At 64.1% G+C, this 18,195-nt stretch carries 16 protein-coding genes and 1 tRNA gene; 12 read left to right on the forward strand and 5 right to left on the reverse strand.

Features of this window, described 5'->3' with window-relative positions; translation table 11 throughout:
- Nucleotides 1-13 precede the first annotated feature (13 nt).
- From xdhC to M3A49_RS22335, 4 genes are all read left to right on the forward strand, one after another.
- On the forward strand, nt 14-1,072 hold the full coding sequence (gene xdhC / locus M3A49_RS22320) for a xanthine dehydrogenase accessory protein XdhC (protein WP_266230948.1): 1,059 nt from the start codon (nt 14-16) through the stop codon (nt 1,070-1,072).
- 40 nt (nt 1,073-1,112) lie between these two features.
- Complete coding sequence (locus M3A49_RS22325) at nt 1,113-2,174, forward strand: adenosine deaminase (protein WP_266230950.1); 1,062 nt, start codon at nt 1,113-1,115, stop codon at nt 2,172-2,174.
- A gap of 248 nt (nt 2,175-2,422) precedes the next feature.
- Nucleotides 2,423-3,730, forward strand: coding sequence for a guanine deaminase (guaD, locus tag M3A49_RS22330; protein ID WP_266230952.1), 1,308 nt, complete (start codon nt 2,423-2,425; stop codon nt 3,728-3,730).
- A gap of 79 nt (nt 3,731-3,809) precedes the next feature.
- On the forward strand, nt 3,810-4,382 hold the full coding sequence (locus M3A49_RS22335; RefSeq protein ID WP_266230954.1) for a TMEM165/GDT1 family protein: 573 nt from the start codon (nt 3,810-3,812) through the stop codon (nt 4,380-4,382).
- A gap of 82 nt (nt 4,383-4,464) precedes the next feature.
- Here M3A49_RS22335 and M3A49_RS22340 read toward each other — a convergent pair whose 3' ends face one another.
- On the reverse strand, nt 4,465-5,163 hold the full coding sequence (locus tag M3A49_RS22340; RefSeq protein ID WP_266230956.1) for a DUF4136 domain-containing protein: 699 nt from the start codon (nt 5,161-5,163) through the stop codon (nt 4,465-4,467).
- A gap of 363 nt (nt 5,164-5,526) precedes the next feature.
- Here M3A49_RS22340 and pepN point away from each other — a divergent pair, with 363 nt between their 5' ends.
- From pepN to M3A49_RS22355, 3 genes are all read left to right on the forward strand, one after another.
- A complete protein-coding gene (pepN, locus tag M3A49_RS22345; RefSeq protein ID WP_266230958.1) occupies nt 5,527-8,217 on the forward strand; it encodes an aminopeptidase N in 2,691 nt (896 codons plus the stop codon).
- Nucleotides 8,218-8,482: 265 nt separating this feature from the next.
- Nucleotides 8,483-9,499: a class 1 fructose-bisphosphatase gene (locus M3A49_RS22350; protein ID WP_254351997.1), complete on the forward strand. Its 1,017-nt coding sequence runs from the start codon at nt 8,483-8,485 to the stop codon at nt 9,497-9,499.
- A 66-nt stretch (nt 9,500-9,565) separates the two neighbouring features.
- Nucleotides 9,566-9,641: transfer RNA gene (locus tag M3A49_RS22355), tRNA-Thr, on the forward strand.
- A 130-nt stretch (nt 9,642-9,771) separates the two neighbouring features.
- Here M3A49_RS22355 and M3A49_RS22360 read toward each other — a convergent pair.
- Nucleotides 9,772-10,725 carry a LysR family transcriptional regulator gene (locus M3A49_RS22360; protein WP_266230960.1) on the reverse strand — a complete coding sequence of 318 codons (954 nt, stop codon included), beginning with the start codon at nt 10,723-10,725 and terminating at the stop codon, nt 9,772-9,774.
- Between the two features lie 117 nt (nt 10,726-10,842).
- Here M3A49_RS22360 and M3A49_RS22365 point away from each other — a divergent pair, with 117 nt between their 5' ends.
- From M3A49_RS22365 to M3A49_RS22375, 3 genes are all read left to right on the forward strand, one after another.
- Nucleotides 10,843-11,961, forward strand: a complete 1,119-nt coding sequence (locus M3A49_RS22365) for an aldo/keto reductase (protein WP_266230962.1) — start codon at nt 10,843-10,845, stop codon at nt 11,959-11,961.
- Between the two features lie 548 nt (nt 11,962-12,509).
- Entirely contained in the window at nt 12,510-12,659 is a 150-nt protein-coding gene (locus M3A49_RS22370) for a hypothetical protein (protein ID WP_027795377.1), read from the forward strand.
- Between the two features lie 254 nt (nt 12,660-12,913).
- On the forward strand, nt 12,914-13,504 hold the full coding sequence (locus M3A49_RS22375) for a chorismate mutase (protein WP_266230967.1): 591 nt from the start codon (nt 12,914-12,916) through the stop codon (nt 13,502-13,504).
- 9 nt (nt 13,505-13,513) lie between these two features.
- Here M3A49_RS22375 and M3A49_RS22380 read toward each other — a convergent pair whose 3' ends face one another.
- Together M3A49_RS22380 and M3A49_RS22385 are read right to left on the reverse strand one after the other, a co-directional pair.
- Complete coding sequence (locus tag M3A49_RS22380; RefSeq protein WP_266230969.1) at nt 13,514-14,680, reverse strand: exonuclease domain-containing protein; 1,167 nt, start codon at nt 14,678-14,680, stop codon at nt 13,514-13,516.
- Between the two features lie 277 nt (nt 14,681-14,957).
- Nucleotides 14,958-15,161, reverse strand: coding sequence for a cold-shock protein (locus tag M3A49_RS22385; protein WP_028205165.1), 204 nt, complete (start codon nt 15,159-15,161; stop codon nt 14,958-14,960).
- A 412-nt stretch (nt 15,162-15,573) separates the two neighbouring features.
- Between M3A49_RS22385 and M3A49_RS22390 the strand changes: the two genes are divergently transcribed.
- Together M3A49_RS22390 and M3A49_RS22395 are read left to right on the forward strand one after the other, a co-directional pair.
- The gene (locus M3A49_RS22390) at nt 15,574-15,774 is read left to right on the forward strand and encodes a hypothetical protein (RefSeq protein WP_266230973.1); all 201 of its coding nucleotides are present in this window, start codon (nt 15,574-15,576) and stop codon (nt 15,772-15,774) included.
- Nucleotides 15,775-16,323: 549 nt separating this feature from the next.
- Entirely contained in the window at nt 16,324-17,475 is a 1,152-nt protein-coding gene (locus M3A49_RS22395; RefSeq protein WP_266230975.1) for a porin, read from the forward strand.
- An 89-nt stretch (nt 17,476-17,564) separates the two neighbouring features.
- Here M3A49_RS22395 and greB read toward each other — a convergent pair whose 3' ends face one another.
- The gene (gene greB, locus M3A49_RS22400) at nt 17,565-18,125 is read right to left on the reverse strand and encodes a transcription elongation factor GreB (protein ID WP_266230977.1); all 561 of its coding nucleotides are present in this window, start codon (nt 18,123-18,125) and stop codon (nt 17,565-17,567) included.
- Nucleotides 18,126-18,195 lie beyond the last annotated feature (70 nt).

Raw genomic sequence — 18,195 nt, forward strand, 5'->3', positions numbered from 1 at the left:
GGAGAAGCGCCAGATGCAAGCCTGGCTTTCCGATCTGCAGCACCTGCTCGCGCACGGCGACGCCGCCGTGCTGGTCACCGTTGCGCGCGTCGAGGGATCGGCGCCGCGCGAGGCCGGCACGAAGATGATCGTCACGCGCGAAGCGGCCCGCCACACCATCGGCGGCGGCCACCTCGAATGGAAGGCCATCGAAATCGCGCGCCAGGTGCTGCGCGACGGCATGCGCACGCCGCACGCGCGGCGCCTCGAGCGCCTCGCGCTCGGGCCGAGCCTCGGCCAGTGCTGCGGCGGCGCCGTGGTGCTCGCGTTCGAGCGCCTCGACGTGGCCGACCTCGGCTGGCTCGCCACGCTCGCGCGCCGCCTCGCGGCAGGCGCGTCGACCGTGCGTAGCGTATCATTTCGCTCCTCGCGGAACGGGAGCCCCGAGGGCGAAGGCACCGTAGCCGATCCGGCCATGCTTTCCGAGCCGGAACCGGGCGTGGAAGCGCCCGACTGCCTGCTTTGGGAAACGGGCGGCGCGCTGCTTCTCACCGAAACCATCGCGCCGAACGATTTTCCCGTCGTGCTGTTCGGCGCGGGCCACGTGGGCGCGGCGCTCGTGCGCGTGCTCGGCACGCTGCCCTGCCGCGTGCTGTGGGTCGACGAGCGCGACGCGGCGTTTCCGACGCCCGAGGCGTTCGCACTGCTGAACGCGCCCAACGTCGCGATCGACGCCAACGACGCGCCCGACGAAGCCGTCGACACGGCCCCGCCCGGCACGAGCTTCATCGTGATGACGCACGATCATTCGCGCGACCTCGACCTCGCCGAGCGCATCCTGCGCCGCGGTGACTTCGTGTTCTTCGGCATGATCGGCTCGCACTCGAAGCGCAAGCAGTTCGAGCACCGCCTCGCCGCGCGCGGCATCGATCCCCTGCAGATCGCGCGCATGAACTGCCCGCTCGGCGTGGACGGTATCGTCGACAAGTCGCCCGAAGTCATCGCCGTCTCGGCCGCCGCGCAACTGCTGCAGGTGATCGAAGCAGCGAAGCTGGCGAGCGCAGCGCATGCCCCCGCCACCCATTCCGCGTGATGTCAAACACTGAAGAACCCATAAGCGAATCGAACCGAACATGACGATCACGACCACCGCCAACACCGCCGCCAACGCAAAGGCGCTCGTCGACAAGGCCGCCAAAGCGCCGAAGGCCGAACTGCACATCCATATCGAAGGCTCGCTCGAACCCGAGTTGATCTTCGCGCTCGCCCAGCGCAACAGCGTGAAGCTCGCCTACGACTCGATCGACGCGCTGCGCGCCGCCTACGCGTTCACCGACCTGCAGTCGTTCCTCGACATCTACTACGCGGGCGCGAGCGTGCTGCTCTCGGAGCAGGACTTCTACGACATGACGATGGCGTACTGCGAGCGCGCGCTCGCCGATAACGTCGTGCACACCGAAATTTTCTTCGATCCGCAAACGCACACCGAACGCGGCGTGGCGATCGAAACCGTGGTCGCGGGCATCGACCGGGCGCTCGCCGACGCCGAAAAGCGCGGCCTCACGAGCAAGCTGATCCTGTGCTTCCTGCGCCACCTGAGCGAAGCCGATGCGCTCGCCACCTTTGAAGCCGCGCGCCCGCTTTTCGAGCGCTACGCGCGCCTGATCGGCGTGGGCCTCGACTCGTCCGAGCGCGGCCATCCGCCGTCGAAATTCGAGCGCGTGTTCGAGCAAGCGCGTGCGATGGGGCTGAAGCTCGTTGCGCACGCGGGCGAGGAAGGCCCGCCCTCCTACATCTACGAAGCGCTCGATCTGCTCAAGGTCGACCGCGTCGATCACGGCGTGCGCAGCATCGAAGACGCGGCGCTCGTCACGCGTCTGGCCGACACGCGCGTGGCGCTCACCGTGTGCCCGCTCTCGAACACCAAGCTGTGCGTGTTCGACGACATGACGCAGCACACGCTCAAGGCCCTGCTCGACAAGGGCGTCGCCGTAACCGTCAATTCCGACGATCCCGCCTACTTTGGCGGCTACGTCAACGAGAACTACCGCGCCATCATCGAAGCGCTCGAGCTCGACGACGACGAGGTGTACACGATCCTGCGCAACGGCTTTGAGGCTTCGTTCGTGACGCCCGAAGAGCGTGCCGCGCTGATCGCGAAGCTCGACGCGAACTGGAGTCGCGCCACGGCTTAAAGCGTGGACTCAGGCGCAAACTAAAACGCGGACTCGTCCGCACAGCAAGCCCCAGCCCGGGCTGTCACACGAATCCGGTCCAACGCGCGAGCGCCGGACCGTGGGCCCTGTTTGCCCGTCGGGCATGGGACCAGAGTAAGCGCTGAAGCGCCAACTCTGGTCGACACATGCTGCGTTTTCGGGAGCGGCATGCGTCATGCGGGGCATGCATTGGACGAATACCTGAATTTATCGGAGACGAAGTTCCCATGACTCAATCGGCTTACCGCGCAAAACTGTTGACGTTCACCGGCGACCCTGCGCAATCGTCCGACGCCGCTGTCTTTGACGAAGACGGCGTGGTGATCGTCGAAGACGGCCACGTGGTCGCCTCGGGCGCGTGGTCCGCGCTCAAGTCGCGCGTCAATGAAAGCGCGACGGTCCACAATCTGCGCGACAAGCTGATCGTGCCAGGCTTCATCGACACGCACATCCACTATCCGCAGACGGACATGATCGCCTCGCCGGCGCCGGGTCTGCTGCCGTGGCTGAACACGTACACCTTCCCGACCGAGCGCGGCTTCGAAAACGAAGCGGTGGCGCAGGACACGGCGCGCTTTTTCGTCGACGAGCTGCTCGCCTGCGGCACGACCACGGCGCTCGTGTACTGCACCGTGCACAAACAGTCCGCCGACGCGCTCTTTACCGCGAGCGAAGCGAAGAACCTGCGCATGGTCGCGGGCAAGGTGCTGATGGACCGCCACTGCCCCGAGTTTCTGCGCGACACGCCGCAAACGGGCTACGACGACAGCGCCGAGCTGATCGGGCGCTGGCACAACCGCGGGCGCCAGATGTATGCGCTCACGCCGCGCTTCGCGCCCACTTCGACCGAGGCGCAGCTCGAAGCGTGCGGCGCGCTCGCGAAGGCGCATGGCGACATCTTCATCCAGAGCCACGTGGCCGAGAACCCGGACGAGGTGAAGTGGGTCAAGGAACTGTTCCCGGGTCATCGCAGTTACCTCGACGTGTACGATCACTACGGACTCCTGCGCAAGCGGGCGGTGTACGGCCACTGCATCTGGCTCGACGACGAAGACCGCCGCCGCATGGCGCATACGGGCACCGTCGCCGCGCACTGCCCGACCTCGAACCTGTTCCTCGGCAGTGGCTTGTTCGACTTCGACAAGGCGGGCGAATCGTCGATGCCCGTGACGCTCGCCACCGACGTGGGCGGGGGCACCTCGTTCTCCATGCTGCAAACCATGAACGAGGCGCACAAGGTCGCGCGCATGGGCGGCCACCACCTCACGGCGACGCGCATGTTCTGGCTCGCCACAGCGGGCGCGGCGCAGGCGCTCGATCTCGCCGACAAGATCGGTACGCTCGCGCCCGGCAGCGAAGCCGACTTCGTCGTGCTCGACGCGCAGGCCACGCCGCTGCTCGCGCGGCGCACGGCGCGCGCCGAATCGCTGGAGGAATTGCTGTTCGCGCTCGCCCTGCTCGGCGACGACCGTGCCGTGTTCGAGACCTACGCGACAGGCAAACGCGTGCACAGCCGCGACGGCGCGCGCCGCTGAAAGCCCCGCCCCGCGCGGGTTGCGGGAAAAAGCGCCATACTATGCGCCTCATTGGGGAGTCGTACCGCCTCATCGCAACGTGAACCAAGCCTTTCTGGTCTCGACCGGCGCGGTCGCGCTCGCCGAAATCGGCGACAAGACGCAGTTGCTCTCGCTCGTGCTCGCGGCGCGCTACCGCAGACCGCTGCCGATCATCTTCGGCGTGCTCGTCGCCACGCTCGTCAATCACTCGGGCGCGGGCGCGCTCGGCACGTGGCTCGGCGCGCTCGTCACGCCGGGCGTCATGCGCTGGGCGCTCGCCGCCTCGTTCGTGGCCATGGGGCTCTGGATCCTCGTACCGGACAAGCTCGAGGAAGGCGCGGCGAATGTGAACCGCTCGCAGCTCGGCGTGTTCGGCGCCACTGTGGTGACCTTCTTTCTCGCGGAAATGGGCGACAAAACGCAAATCGCGACCGTGGCGCTTGCCGCGCGCTTTCACGACTTCTTCGGCGTCGTGGCTGGCACGACGCTCGGCATGATGATCGCCAACGTGCCCGCGATCCTGCTCGGCGACCGTTTCGCCCACAAGTTGCCGACGAAACTCGTGCATGCCGTTGCGGCGATGCTGTTCGTTGTACTCGGCGTGCTCGCGATTCTGGGCGTGGGGTTCTGACGTGCTGCGGCAAATGGCGTAAAAAAACGCGCCGGACACAAGGCCGGCGCGTCGCCAGGTGGGCGGGCACGACGATGCTTGCCTATTTCGCCGGCGCGCTGCCCGTCGCGGCCGCACCGCCCTGCCCCGCGCCCGCCGGGGCCGCAGGTGCCTCATTCGGCGCGCCGCCGTTCTTGCCGACCGGGATCTTGACTTCCGTGACCGTGCCGTTGGCCAGCGGGAAATTCCCCAGCGCGCTTTGCACGAGAAAAGGCATCACGCGCACGAGCGAGGGATCGTCGCCCGAGGTGCGCGCCTGCACGTTATAGATCTCCTTGCCGCTCGCCTTTTCCGTGATGCGGATGCCGAGCGCATGCGAATACACCGGATAGCTCTGATTCACGTAGGCGGGCTGATACGGTCCCCACGCGCCCCACGGGTTCCACGGCCCCCAGTACGGGCCCGGCCAGGGGTTGTAGAACACGGGCTGCGCGACCGTCACCGTGTCGGTGCGGCTGCCGTAGGCGAGCCCCACCAGATAGCGCGCCTGCGGCTCGGCCACGAGGCGGAACGCATGCATGGCGAGCCCGTTGGCCACGAACTGCTCGTAGGTGCTCTGCTCGATGCTCTGGCTTTGCTCGGGGCTGCGTTTGAACGCAAAGGTGCGCGTGGCGTCGCTGCCGCCGTCCCATGCGGAGAAGGCGGTCACCTGGCTCGTCACGTAAGTCGTGCAGCCGGAGAGCGTGAGGGCGAGCGCCGCCAGCATCAGGAGGGCGCGGCGGGTCCATCTGTCGTGCATCATGGTCTTCTCGTAGCAGTGTTGCTTCAGTTGGAAAAGTGCAGTCGTGGGGGCCGCTCTCTCCGATACGGTCTTTGCGCCGCGCTTATTCCGTGTCCGTTACGTGTGGATTCCACGCCGGTCGTGTCTTGTTTTGCGCTCAGCCAGCCGCGCGGCAGGGCCTGATCATACTCACTCGTGGCGCAGCGCGAAAGTTCGGAGGCCGGGCCCCGACGGACAAAGCGGCCCGAGCCTTTGTACAATGGGGCGATCCGCCGCGCTCCCGCGACGGCAGGCAGCGCCCGTCGGGCGCACCCGCCGCCGCGGCCGGCCCATTCGATCCACACCGAGCGATCCACACCGATCCGACACGCCCCCATCCAGACCATGTCCGATACCGCCACGCCCACCGTGATCCGCCGCGAAGAGTACGCGCCGCCCGCGTTTCTGATCGATACCGTCGACCTCGAATTCGACCTCGTGCCCGAGCGCACGATCGTCAAGAGCACCTTGCGCGTGCGTCGCAATCCCGACGCGCAACCCAGCGCGCATCTCGAACTCATGGGCGAGCAGCTCGAATTCATCGGCGCGGCGATCGACGGCAAGCCTTACGCGTATGTGCGCGCGCACGAACACGGGCTCACGATCGAGAACGTGCCAGATGCCTTCGAGCTCACGCTCACCGGCGCGTGCGCGCCCGCCGCCAACACCACGCTCTCGGGCCTGTACGTGTCGAGCGGCAACTTCTTCACGCAGTGCGAGGCCGAAGGTTTCCGCCGCATCACCTGGTTCCTCGACCGACCCGACGTGATGGCGACCTTCACGGTCACGCTGCGCGCAGACAAGATCGCCTACCCGGTGCTGCTCTCGAACGGCAATCTGATCGCCGAAGGCGAGTTGCCCGATGGCCGTCACTATGCGAAATGGGAAGACCCGTTCCGCAAGCCGAGCTACCTGTTCGCGCTCGTCGCGGGCAAGCTCGTGGCGCTGGAGGAGCGCATCCAGAGCGGTTCGGGCAAGGAAAAGCTGCTGCAGGTCTGGGTCGAGCCGCACGATCTCGACAAGACGCGCCACGCCATGGACTCCCTCATCCACTCGATCCACTGGGACGAACAGCGCTTTGGCCTCGAACTCGATCTGGACCGCTTCATGATTGTCGCCGTGAGCGACTTCAACATGGGCGCGATGGAGAATAAGGGGCTCAACATCTTCAATACGAAGTACGTGCTCGCGAATCCGGAAACGGCCACCGATGTCGACTTCGCCAACATCGAGGCCGTGGTCGGTCACGAGTACTTCCACAACTGGACCGGCAACCGCGTGACCTGCCGCGACTGGTTCCAGCTGAGCCTGAAGGAAGGCCTCACGGTGTTCCGCGACCAGGAGTTCTCGGCGGCGATGTCTGGCGGCGACGAGAACGAAGCGGCGCGCGCGACCAAACGCATCGAAGACGTGCGCGTGCTGCGCCAGATGCAGTTCGCCGAAGACGCAGGCCCGATGGCGCATCCGGTGCGCCCCGAGAGCTACGTCGAGATCAACAACTTCTACACGATGACCGTCTACGAAAAAGGCGCGGAAGTCGTGCGGATGTATCAAACGCTGCTCGGACGCGACGGCTTCCGTAAAGGCATGGACCTGTACTTCCAGCGCCACGACGGCCAGGCCGTGACCTGCGACGACTTCCGCCACGCCATGGCCGACGCGAATGGCCGCGACCTCGCGCAGTTCGAACGCTGGTACAGCCAGGCGGGCACGCCGCGCGTGAGCGTGAGCACGAGCTATGACGAAGGCACGCGCTGCTACAGCGTGACGCTCACCCAGGGCTACGCCAACGGCTCGCCCGCCGCGCGCGAAACGCAAAAGGGTCCGCTGCACATTCCGTTTGCGATCGGCCTGATCGGCCCGGACGGCGCGGACCTGCCGCTGCGCCTCGAAGGCGAAGCCGCCGCGCACGGCACGACGCGCGTGCTGGAGCTGACCGACACGCAGCAGACCTTCACGTTCGCCGATGTGATGGCCAAGCCCCTGCCCTCGCTGCTGCGCAACTTCTCGGCACCGGTCATCGTCGACTACGACTACGGCAACGACGAACTCGCGTTCCTGCTCGCGCACGACAGCGATGCGTTCAACCGCTGGGAAGCGGGCCAACGCCTCGCCACGCGCGAACTGCTTGCGCTTGCCGGGCGCGCCGCCGTGGGCCACCCGCTCGAAATCAACGACGCGCTCGTCGATGCATTCCGCCGCGTGCTGACCGACGAATCGCTCTCGCCGTCGTTCCGCGAGCTTGCGCTCATGCTGCCTTCGGAAACGTATCTCGCCGAGCAGATGGCCGAATCCGATCCGGCCGCCGTGCATGCCGCGCGCCAGTTCGTGCGCAAACAACTGGCAACGGCGCTGCAAGGCGAATGGCTCGCGGCCTATGAGCGCAATGTCACGCCGGGCGCGTACGAGCCGACGCCCGAGGCCGCTGGACACCGCGGGTTGAAGAACCTCGCGCTCTCGTATCTCTCGGAACTCGACGCCTCCGCACAGGCGGTGCGACTCGCCACGGTGCAATACGACGCGGCGAACAACATGACCGACCGTTCGGCGGCGCTGTCCGCGCTGTTGAACGCGCAGGCGGCCACCGGAGGCGACGTCGCGCGCCGCGCGCTCGAAGACTTCTACGTGCGCTTCGAGAAGGAGCCGCTCGTGATCGACAAGTGGTTCGCGCTGCAAGCCACGCAGCGGGGCACGGCACAACACCCGACCATCGAGACGGTGCGCGCGCTCATGGTCCACCCGGCGTTCAACATCAAGAACCCGAACCGCGCACGCTCGCTGATCTTCAGCTTCTGCGCCGCGAACCCCGCGCAGTTCCACGCCGCCGATGGATCGGGTTACGCATTCTGGGCCGACCAGGTGATCGCGCTCGATGCCCTCAATCCGCAGGTCGCGGCGCGCCTCGCCCGCAATCTCGAACTGTGGCGCCGCTTCACGCCCGCGCTGCGTGACGCGATGCGCACGGCGCTGGAGCGCGTCGCGGCTGAAGCCAAATCGCGCGACGTACGCGAGATCGTCGAAAAAGCGCTGGCTTGATCAGACGAAACGGCACGAATCGGCACACGCGCGCGGCGCCTGAGCAGCGCCGCGCGGCGATCCACGAACCGGCCTTCGCGCCGGTTTTTTTGCGCATTTTTTTCACGATTATTTTTGGCGGCGCGAAGCGACCCGTCACCGCGTGAAAAGCCGCTCCAGCAAGCCCGGCCGCGCCCCGGCGCTTTATTTTGCGCGGCTGTGCGGCGGGCGGTCACAGTCGAGCGGGTAGAATTGCGCTATTCCCAAGCGTATCCGGAGTACTGCAATGGCTTTGCAACGTCGCACCACCCTCACCAAGTACCTGATCGAGCAGCAGCGCCAGCACCGCAACCTGCCTGCCGACCTGCGTCTTCTGATTGAAGTCGTCGCGCGCGCGTGCAAGGCGATCAGCTTCAACGTCAGCAAGGGCGCGCTCGGTGACGCGCTCGGCACGGCCGGCAGCGAGAACGTCCAGGGCGAAGTGCAGAAGAACCTCGACATCCTCTCGAACGAAATCCTGCTCGACGCCAACGAGTGGGGCGGCAACCTCGCCGCGATGGCCTCGGAGGAAATGGAAACGTTCTTCCCGATCCCGGCCAACTATCCGAAGGGCGAATACCTGCTCGTGTTCGATCCGCTCGACGGCTCTTCGAACATCGACGTGAACGTGTCGATCGGCACGATCTTCTCGGTGCTGCGCTGCCCGGACGGCCAGCAGGCAACCGAGGAATCGTTCCTGCAGCCCGGCACGAAGCAGGTCGCGGCAGGCTACGCCGTGTACGGCCCGCAAACGGTGCTCGTGCTCACGACCGGCCACGGCGTGAACTGCTTCACGCTCGATCGCGAACTGGGCTCGTGGGTGCTCACGCAAAGCAACATGCGCATTCCGGAAGACACGCGCGAATACGCGATCAATGCGTCGAACGCACGCCACTGGTATGAGCCGGTGCAGCAGTACATCGGCGAGCTGAACGCCGGCAAGGACGGCGCGCGTGGCGAGAACTTCAACATGCGCTGGATCGCCTCGATGGTCGCGGACGTGCACCGCATTCTGAACCGCGGCGGCATCTTCATGTACCCGGCCGACAAGCGCGACCCGTCGAAGCCGGGCAAGCTGCGCCTGATGTACGAAGCGAACCCGATGTCGTTCATCGTCGAACAGGCGGGCGGCATGGCGACCAACGGCGAAGAGCGCATTCTCGACATCCAGCCGAAGAGCCTGCACGAGCGCGTCGCCGTTTTCCTCGGCTCGAAGAACGAGGTCGAGCGCGTCACGCGCTACCACCTCGACGCGAAAAAATGAAAAAAGATGGGGGAAAAGCTTGCATAGTTTGCGGCAACTTCCTATAATCTTTCTTCTCTGATGCACGCCGGAATAGCTCAGACGGTAGAGCAGCGCATTCGTAATGCGAAGGTCGGGGGTTCGATTCCTCTTTCCGGCACCAGGATTCAAGCAAAAAGCCCAGTCTTCGGACTGGGCTTTTTGCTTTGTGGCGTCGGCGCACGGCACTCCGTGCGCTGCGGCACACCTCTGCGCTCACCTCATCCCATCGCCCCAGCTCGTGCCATGCGAGCTTAGGCACCCTCACGCTTCTCGCGCAGAAAGTCGATGAATACACGCAGCTTTGGCGGCAACTGCGCGCGCCCGGCCGTGTACAAATAGAAACCCGGAAACGATGCACCCCACGGCTCGAGCACCGGCACGAGCCGGCCTTCGTCCAGGGGGGCCCGCACGTAATCTTCGATGACGTGCAGCAGACCCACGCCCTGCTCCGCGGCGCGCACCATCGTGCGCAGATCGTTCGTCACGAAGCGGCCCTCGGTGACCACATCGAACACGCGCCCAGCATCCTCCGGCTGCGCGAACTCCCAGCGGTAGACGCCGCCCGTCGCGAAGCGATAGTGCAGGCAATCATGCGCGGCCAGGTCATCGGGGGTGACAGGCCGCGCGCGGCGCTCGAAGTATTCCGGCGAGCCCACCACGACGATGCGAATCGGCCCGCCGATCGGCACCGCCACCATGCCAGGCGCAACCGATTCGCCCAGGCGGATGCCGGCATCGAAGCCGTCACCTACCAGATCGGCGAAACCGTCGTCGAGCGCGAGTTCGAGCTTGATCTGCGGATAGCGCGACATGAATTCCGCAAGGTGCGGCATGACGAGCAACTCGCTCGCCACGCGCGGCAGGTTGATGCGTAGCGTGCCGGCCGGGGCGTCGCGCGAGGCGTCGAGCGCATCGAACGCCGCCTCGATCTGTGAGAGCGCGGGCTGGACGCGCGCGAGAAACTGCGCGCCCGCCTCGGTCAGCGCGACCCGACGCGTCGTGCGATTGAAAAGCCTCACGCCGAGTTGCGCTTCGAGCACACGTACGGTTTGCGATAGCGCCGAAGTCGAGAAGCCCGCGGCGGACGCCGCACGCGTGAAGCTGCCATGGCGGGCGACAGCCGCCACCGCAAGCAGTGCGGGCAGGCGCCCTGCCAGACCCGAGGTGGCGGGCGGCGCGAACGCCTGAGTGGAAACCGGGCCCATGTTACCTCCATTGTGAAGCCTCGCTTCACAGTGCTTTCAGGTGAACCCGATTTTTCCACAAAAAGGAAAAGCGCAAGATGAGTTCGCGTTCGCCACTCACTCTTGGAGGAAACCGCCATGAAACTCGATAGCTATACCCTGCTCGGCCGCTCGGGCCTGCGCGTCAGCCCCATCGCCCTCGGCACCATGACGTTCGGCACTGAATGGGGCTGGGGCGCCGACGAAGCCGCTGCCCAGCGACTCTTCGACCTCTATGTCGACGCAGGCGGCAATTTCATCGACACCGCAGATCTCTATACAGAAGGCACGAGCGAAACCTGGGTGGGGCGCTTCGCGGCCGCGCGCGGTCTGCGCGAGCGGCTCGTCATCGCCACCAAGTATTCCTACAACGCGCAAGCGGGCAATCCGAACGCCGGCGGCAACCATCGCAAGAATCTGCTGCGTGCGCTCGACGGCTCGCTCAAGCGCCTCGGGACCGACTACATCGATCTCTATTACCTGCACACGTGGGACCGCATGACGCCCGTCGACGAAGTGATGCGCGCCATGGACGACGCGGTGCGTGCGGGCAAGATCCGCTACGTGGGTCTCTCCGACGTGCCCGCCTGGTACGCGGGCCGCGCGCAGACGCTGGCCGACTGGCGCGGCTTCGAACCGGTAGCGGCCATGCAGCTCGAATACTCCCTGATCGAACGCAACGCGGAACACGAATTCGCCGATCTCGCGACGCAACTCGGCATGGGGCTCGTGCCGTGGAGTCCGCTCGGCATGGGCGTGCTGTCCGGGAAATATCGGCCGTCGCAGGCAAGCGAGGGCGTGAGCGGTGCGGGCCGCTTGCAGACGGTGGGCGCAAAGCCGCCGCCCGGCTTCGACAAGCTCTCGGCGCACAACTTCGCGATCGTCGCCGAGCTCGAGCGGGTCGCGCACGAGGCCAACCGGCCCATGGCCCAGGTAGCGTTGAACTGGCTGTATCAGAAGCGTGGCGTGGCGAGCATCATCGTGGGCGCGACCAAGGCCGCGCAACTCGAAGAGTCGCTTGGCGCGCTCGACTTCACGCTCGACCCCGAACTGGTCGCGCGTCTCGACGCGGCCTCCGAGCCCGCCCACCCGTTTCCCTACTACATGTTCGCGGACGGCCACCAGTCACGCATTCACGGCCAGGTGGACGTGCGCGCGACGCCCGCGAACCACGCTCAGGTGCAGCGCGTACCGGCACCGCCGGAGGCCCAAACGTAACGAATTATCGGAGTGCATCAATACGCCGCGCCCGAATGCGCGGCTATTTACGCACGTTCGATCATTAAATCGCGGCGAAATGACGCGCAACAAAGTATTAATCGCCCAAATCGGATAGAAACGGCCGCTTACATAGTTTTAATTCTTATTAACGTTTCGACGTCAACGGCTAAGCATAATCGACCGTTGTAGACGAACGGTGGGTGCACGCTGAGGCGGGACCGGCCCGCGCTTGCGGCACCGCGCAACACCAACGCGGCAAGACTGCAGGACGTGCGCGGTTCTCAGAGCCAGGGGAAGCGCGGTCGAGGCGTTGTGCGACTGCAGCAGGCGCTGCGCGGGGGATGGGGAGAAACGTGGAACGTGCGCGATTCGCACGGCATGCGACAGTGTGAAGGACATCTCAACAATTATATTCTCGCGCCGTTAATCATTGTATTGCTGTGCGAAGAAAGCAACACGCGTGCGAGAAAAGCACTGTTACCGTAAGCGGGACTAGCGCAGTAGAAGTACCGAGCCGGATAATCGGCTTACATAGGAGAAAGATCATGGACGCCAAACCGCCAAGGATTCCGACCCCGGACCAAGTCTTCAGCCCGGATCCGGAACCGGTGGCCGTCGAGTTTCTCGGCGACGAATTGCCCGCTCACGTGCGGGCATTTCTCGACGAGCAACGCAAGGCACACGAACAGAAGTGACGGGGAAACGCACACGTACGCGCTCGCGGGCTCACGCGCGCGGCAGATGTTCGTGTGCCTGAAGACACGCGTAGTTCGGGGACACGCGTGTCATGCTGCGCGCGCAGTTTTGCGCCGTAGCGGCTAGCACTGGCGCGCTCGATCGCGGGCCCGCCTCGGTGCGACCATCTCGATTCGACCTCAGCGACATTAGACGCAAGCGCACCATAACCGGCTATGCTTCGGTTTTTATTGCCGGCGTCTTCCTTCCCTCGATGACATTGCTGACCCGCGCGAGCGCGCGTTGCGCTGCTGCGCTGCTCTTCGCCCTGCCGATCGCATCCGTCCACGCCGACGGTGACGACACTGCCCTGACCAACCTCGTCGCGCTCGTTTCGCAGCGGCTGGCGCTCGCCGAACCAGTCGCGCACTGGAAATGGCAGCATCACAAGCCGATCACCGACGCGCCCCGTGAAGACGCCCTGCTCGCCGACGTGCAGAAGCGCGCCACGGCAGCTGGCGTCGATCCCGCGTTTGCGCGTGCGTTCTTCCGCGATCAGATCGATGCCAGCACGCAAATGCAGAAGTCGCTATTCGACACGTGGCGTGCCTCCCAGGCGCCCAGCGACCCCGCACCGGATCTCGCCACGGCGACGCGCCCCCAACTCGACAGACTCACCGGACAACTGATCGGCGCGCTCGCACGCGTCCAACCGCTGCGCGGCGCACCGGATTGCCCGGCGCGCGTCGCAAGAACGGTTGCGAACTGGAAGGAACTCACGCGATATGACTCCGCGCGCACGAGTGCGATGAATCAGGCGCTGGAGCACGTGTGCGAATCGGGCGGCGTCGGCGGGGTCGCCTAAGCGCGGTTGTTATGCCGCGCTCGTAAGGCCGTCGGCCTCGGAAGGCTGCAGCACCTGCACGCGCAGGCCGCGCTCGAAGTGTGTCTGCAGAATGCGCCAGGTCGAGAGTTCGAACACCCGCTCGGCGCTGCTGTCCACCAGCACCACAGCCTCGGCCGTGGTGGGAAAGGCGCCCATATAGCACCAGCGATCGATCAGGTGATAAACCTCGGCGCCATTCGTCGAGTCCTGCTCGAGCACGACCACTGCGGCGCCGAACGGCCAGGGCGCCGCTCCAAGGTCGGCGGGGTCGCGCTTCGACACACGCGGCACGCGGTTGAACGAGGGCTTGAGCGTGGCGATCCACTGCGCCTCGACGAGGAGCGCGCCAAGCTCGCCGCCTGTCGCACGCCACTCCACGCGGCGGACCTGCTGCGCCATCCGTTGTTCGCGTGAAGAGCGCCTCTCACCCGAAAGATGCGCGCGCACGCGCTGGCGCACCCGCACGCTGCGCCCCACATAGAGCGGCACGTCGTTCTCGCCATAGAACGCATAAACGCCGTGGCCTGCCGGCGCCGTGTCGATGAGTTCGTCGGTAATGTCGCCGGCCAGTACGTGACGGCGCGTCGTACGATCGATCTGCGACGCCAGCGCTTCCGCGGGCACCAGTGCCGGCAGGCGCTGCCAGAACTGCCAGAGGAGATCGGCGTCGGCGAGCGCGCGATGGCGATCCGACGGTACGAGCGCATGGCGCTCGACCAGCGCGTCGAGCCCGTGGCGCTTCTCACCCGGAAAAAGCGCCCGTGACAGGCGCACGGTGCACAGGACGTCGGGATTGAAGGAATAACCGGCTCGCTCGAACTCCGCGCGCAGAAAGCCGCGGTCGAAAGCCGCGTTGTGCGCGACGAAGAGCTTTCCGGCGAGTCGCCCATGGAGTTCCGCGGCAATCTCGGCGAAGCGCGGCGCGCCGCGCACCATCTGGTCCGTAATACCGGTGAGCTGCTGGATAAAGGGCGGGATAGGTTGGCCGGGATCGACGAGGGTGCTCCATCGTGTCACCTGCCCTTGCGCCACCTCCACAACGCCAACTTCGGTAATGCGGTGCTCGCCTACCGAACCGCCGGTCGTCTCGAGGTCAACGAAGACGATGGGAAGGTCGCCGGCAGGCTGCGCGGCGCTCAAGGAGGATTCAAACATGGTGAAACGATGGGGAAATGGAAAACGGCCCAAGTATGCACTGTTTGGACGCCACGCGCGGACGGTTCCGGCTGTTAAGTGTGACTTTTGGCTTTTAGTGAAAACCCGAATCGGGAAAGTCGCAGATTCCCAGGGTTTCCCCGATTAAATCCGTGAGGTAAAACCGTGGGTATTAATATTGACTAAAAATCAATATGTCAAAAATAAAAAAGCCCCGGGTTCACCCGGGGCCTGGTGTCGCATGAGCGCTCGCGCAGCGAGCGCCCGCACGCTGTACTTACAGCGGCTGGATGTTCGCGGCCTGCTTGCCCTTCGGACCGACCTTGACGTCGAACGACACACGCTGGTTCTCCTTCAACGACTTGAAGCCGTCGGCGCGGATTTCCGAGAAGTGCGCGAACAGATCGTCGCCGCCGGCGTCAGACGTGATGAAGCCAAAGCCCTTCGCATCATTGAACCATTTGACGATACCGGTTTCCATGTTTCAGTTTCCCTCGAGATTTTAATGACGCGGGTAATAACCCTCACGCCGTATCCAGCCAATTCCCGCCGTCCCGCTTCATTGAATTCCACGTTTTGAAATTGCAGCAGAACGAAAATCAGCTTTGCCGTTATACGGGGAACGTCAATCGCCAGTCAAGCGAATTTTTTATAACAGCTTTCCCGATTCAACGATAAAAGCGGTACGCATCAAAAAGCGGCAAGAAATCGTATGCGAGCCGAATCGATATATAGCATTACGTCATTTTTACCCGATTATCTCACTCACGTCATTTCTACCGGGAAGTTTTCCCGAAATGTAACAATTTGTGTCAAACGTAAGTGTTTCTCCCGGTTGTTCGAGTAATACATTCAATTCATGATCCGTATTGTTAGCGGCATCGGAGGTCATCATGCTGACAGCTCTGCGGCGATGGATTCATTGGCTCGTACAAACGGACGGGATTACGCCAACGGCTGAAGAAGCCGAAACCTATGGCGCATGGCACGGGGACCACTGGCACAACCTGCTGTGTTCCCCTATGGACGCAAGGCACTACGTAATGGAAGACTGGAGCCTGCAGCCTGAGCCGCCGCAAGCGGGCACCCAATAGGGTACGCGTCGCGCGCGTGGCCTGAAGACGGGCAAAAAAAAGCGCGGCTGAAAAGGCCGCGCCGACAAAGGTTTGGAGATCTTTTTCGTCAACGAAAAAGTCTGCTTCGGAAAGCAGCGATTGAAGTATAGCCGGACCCAGGTCTGACGATTAAGTAGACTGCGCACAATCATCTGTTACGCCGGGCGCAATAATCAGTTGAGACCGTTTTAAGCCGTTTTTCGCAATCGATCGTTGTAGCGATCGCACAACGCTCGATCGGTTGACAGTTTCACCCCCTTCCTCGGAAATCCGCTCAAAGCCTTTACCAGCAGGGCTTAAGACGAGCGAAATAATCATTTCCGATATCGCAATACTTTATTGCGGAATTCGGAATACCCCCTCTTCGAGCACCCTCTCTACACTCTGCCTGTCTGGAAACCGACACGGACGAATTGTCTCGCACGGATTAATTCGTACCACGCGAACTTGCCTCTCGCTGCGCTTCGCATGGACGGTTTCCCAAACGGGGTTCAACGAAACCCACCTCTGTTCTCGGAGTTTACAAAGATGAAAAAGACTCTCATGGTCGCCGCCCTGACGGGCGTTTTTGCAACGGCTGCACACGCGCAAAGCAGCGTTACGCTGTACGGCCTGATCGACGCAGGCATCACCTACGCAAACAACTCCGGCGGCCACAGCCTCTGGAAGGCATCGAGCGGCACGGTCAACGGCAGCCGTTGGGGCCTGCGCGGCGCTGAAGACCTCGGCGGCGGTCTGAAGGCCATCTTCACGTTGGAAAACGGCTTCAACATCATGAACGGTACGCTTGGCCAGTCGAGCCGCATGTTCGGCCGTCAAGCGTTCGTCGGTCTGGCAAGCGACCAGTACGGCGCGGTCACCCTCGGTCGCCAGTACGACTCCGTGGTCGACTACCTCGCACCGCTGTCGAACACCGGCACGCAATACGGCGGCACGATCGCAGCCCACCCGTATGACAACGACAATCTGAACAACTCGATCCGTTTCAACAACACGGTCAAGTACTCGAGCGTCAACTACGCTGGCTTCAAGTTCGGCGGCACGTACTCGTTCTCGAACAGCACCCAGTTTGCGAACAACCGTGCGTACAGCTTCGGCGCGACGTATAACTACGCCGGCCTGAACGTTGCAGCTGCTTACCTGCACGCAAACAACGACATCAACAACCAGCAGTTCAACTCGTCTTCGTTCTCGGGCGCACAAGCAGGCGACTACACGTTCGGCGCAGGCCGCCAAAGCACGTTCGGCGGCGGCGTGAACTACACGTTCGGCCCGGCAACGGCTGGCTTCGTCTACACGCAGACCCAACTGGGCAACGCGGTTAACATCTCGCCGACGCAGTCGGGTACGAAGAACGGCATCTCGCTGGGCGGGAACAGCGCGCGCTTCCAGAACTTCGAAGGCAACATCCGTTACGCTCTGACCCCGGCCCTGAGCCTGGCTGGCGCGTACACGTACACCCGTGCGAACTTCGGCGGCGGCGTGAACCCGAACTACAACACGGTCGCACTGCAGTCGGACTACGCACTGTCGAAGCGCACCGACGTCTACCTGCAAGGCGACTGGCAGCACGTGTCGTCGAACCAGGAAGGTATCGGCGCGTACCTGAACGGTCTGGGTTCGGCATCGACCCGTCAAGACCAGATTGCTGTGACGGTTGGTATGCGTCACCGCTTCTAAGCAGCACGCTGCTGGCCGCCTCGGCCAGCACTGCAGCTAAAAAAGGCACCCTCGGGTGCCTTTTTCTATTTCTGCGACGAGGGATGCATTCAGGCGTGCGGCGGCGGATAGCGCACGTCCAGCACGTCGATCGGCTCCGGCCCTGCCGGCGTGTGCAGCGTGACCTGATCGCCGATCTTCGCCTTCAGGAGCGCCCGTGCGACCGGTGAAACCCAGCTCACGTGGCCGCGGTCGAGATCGACCTCGTCGATGCCGACGATCGTGATCGTATGCGCCTCGCCGTCCTCGGTGCCGTACTCGACGGTCGCGCCGAAGAACACCTGGTCCACGCTCTCCTGCCGGCTGCTGTCCACGACTTCGGCCAGATCCAGCCGCTTCGTGAGGAAGCGGATACGCCGGTCGATTTCGCGCAGCCTGCGCTTGCCGTAGATGTAGTCGCCGTTTTCGGAACGGTCGCCGTTCGAGGCGGCCCACGAGACGAGCTTGACCACTTCGGGCCGCGCTTCGTCTATCAGTTGCAGCAACTCGCTGCGCATGCGCTCATAGCCGGCGGGCGTGATGTAGTTCTTCGTGCCGGCGGGAATCTCCGGAAGACCGGCTTCGAGATCGTCGTCGTCGTCGGTCGATTCTTTGACAAAGGCCTTGTTCATGATGGGATCACTGCGTTATGTGTACTGATGCACTCACTACTGCCAGCGTACACGAACCTCGCCCCAAGAC

Origin of the sequence: Paraburkholderia sp. CNPSo 3076 (genome assembly GCF_026343935.1) — a bacterium.
Classification (GTDB): domain Bacteria; phylum Pseudomonadota; class Gammaproteobacteria; order Burkholderiales; family Burkholderiaceae; genus Paraburkholderia; species Paraburkholderia nodosa.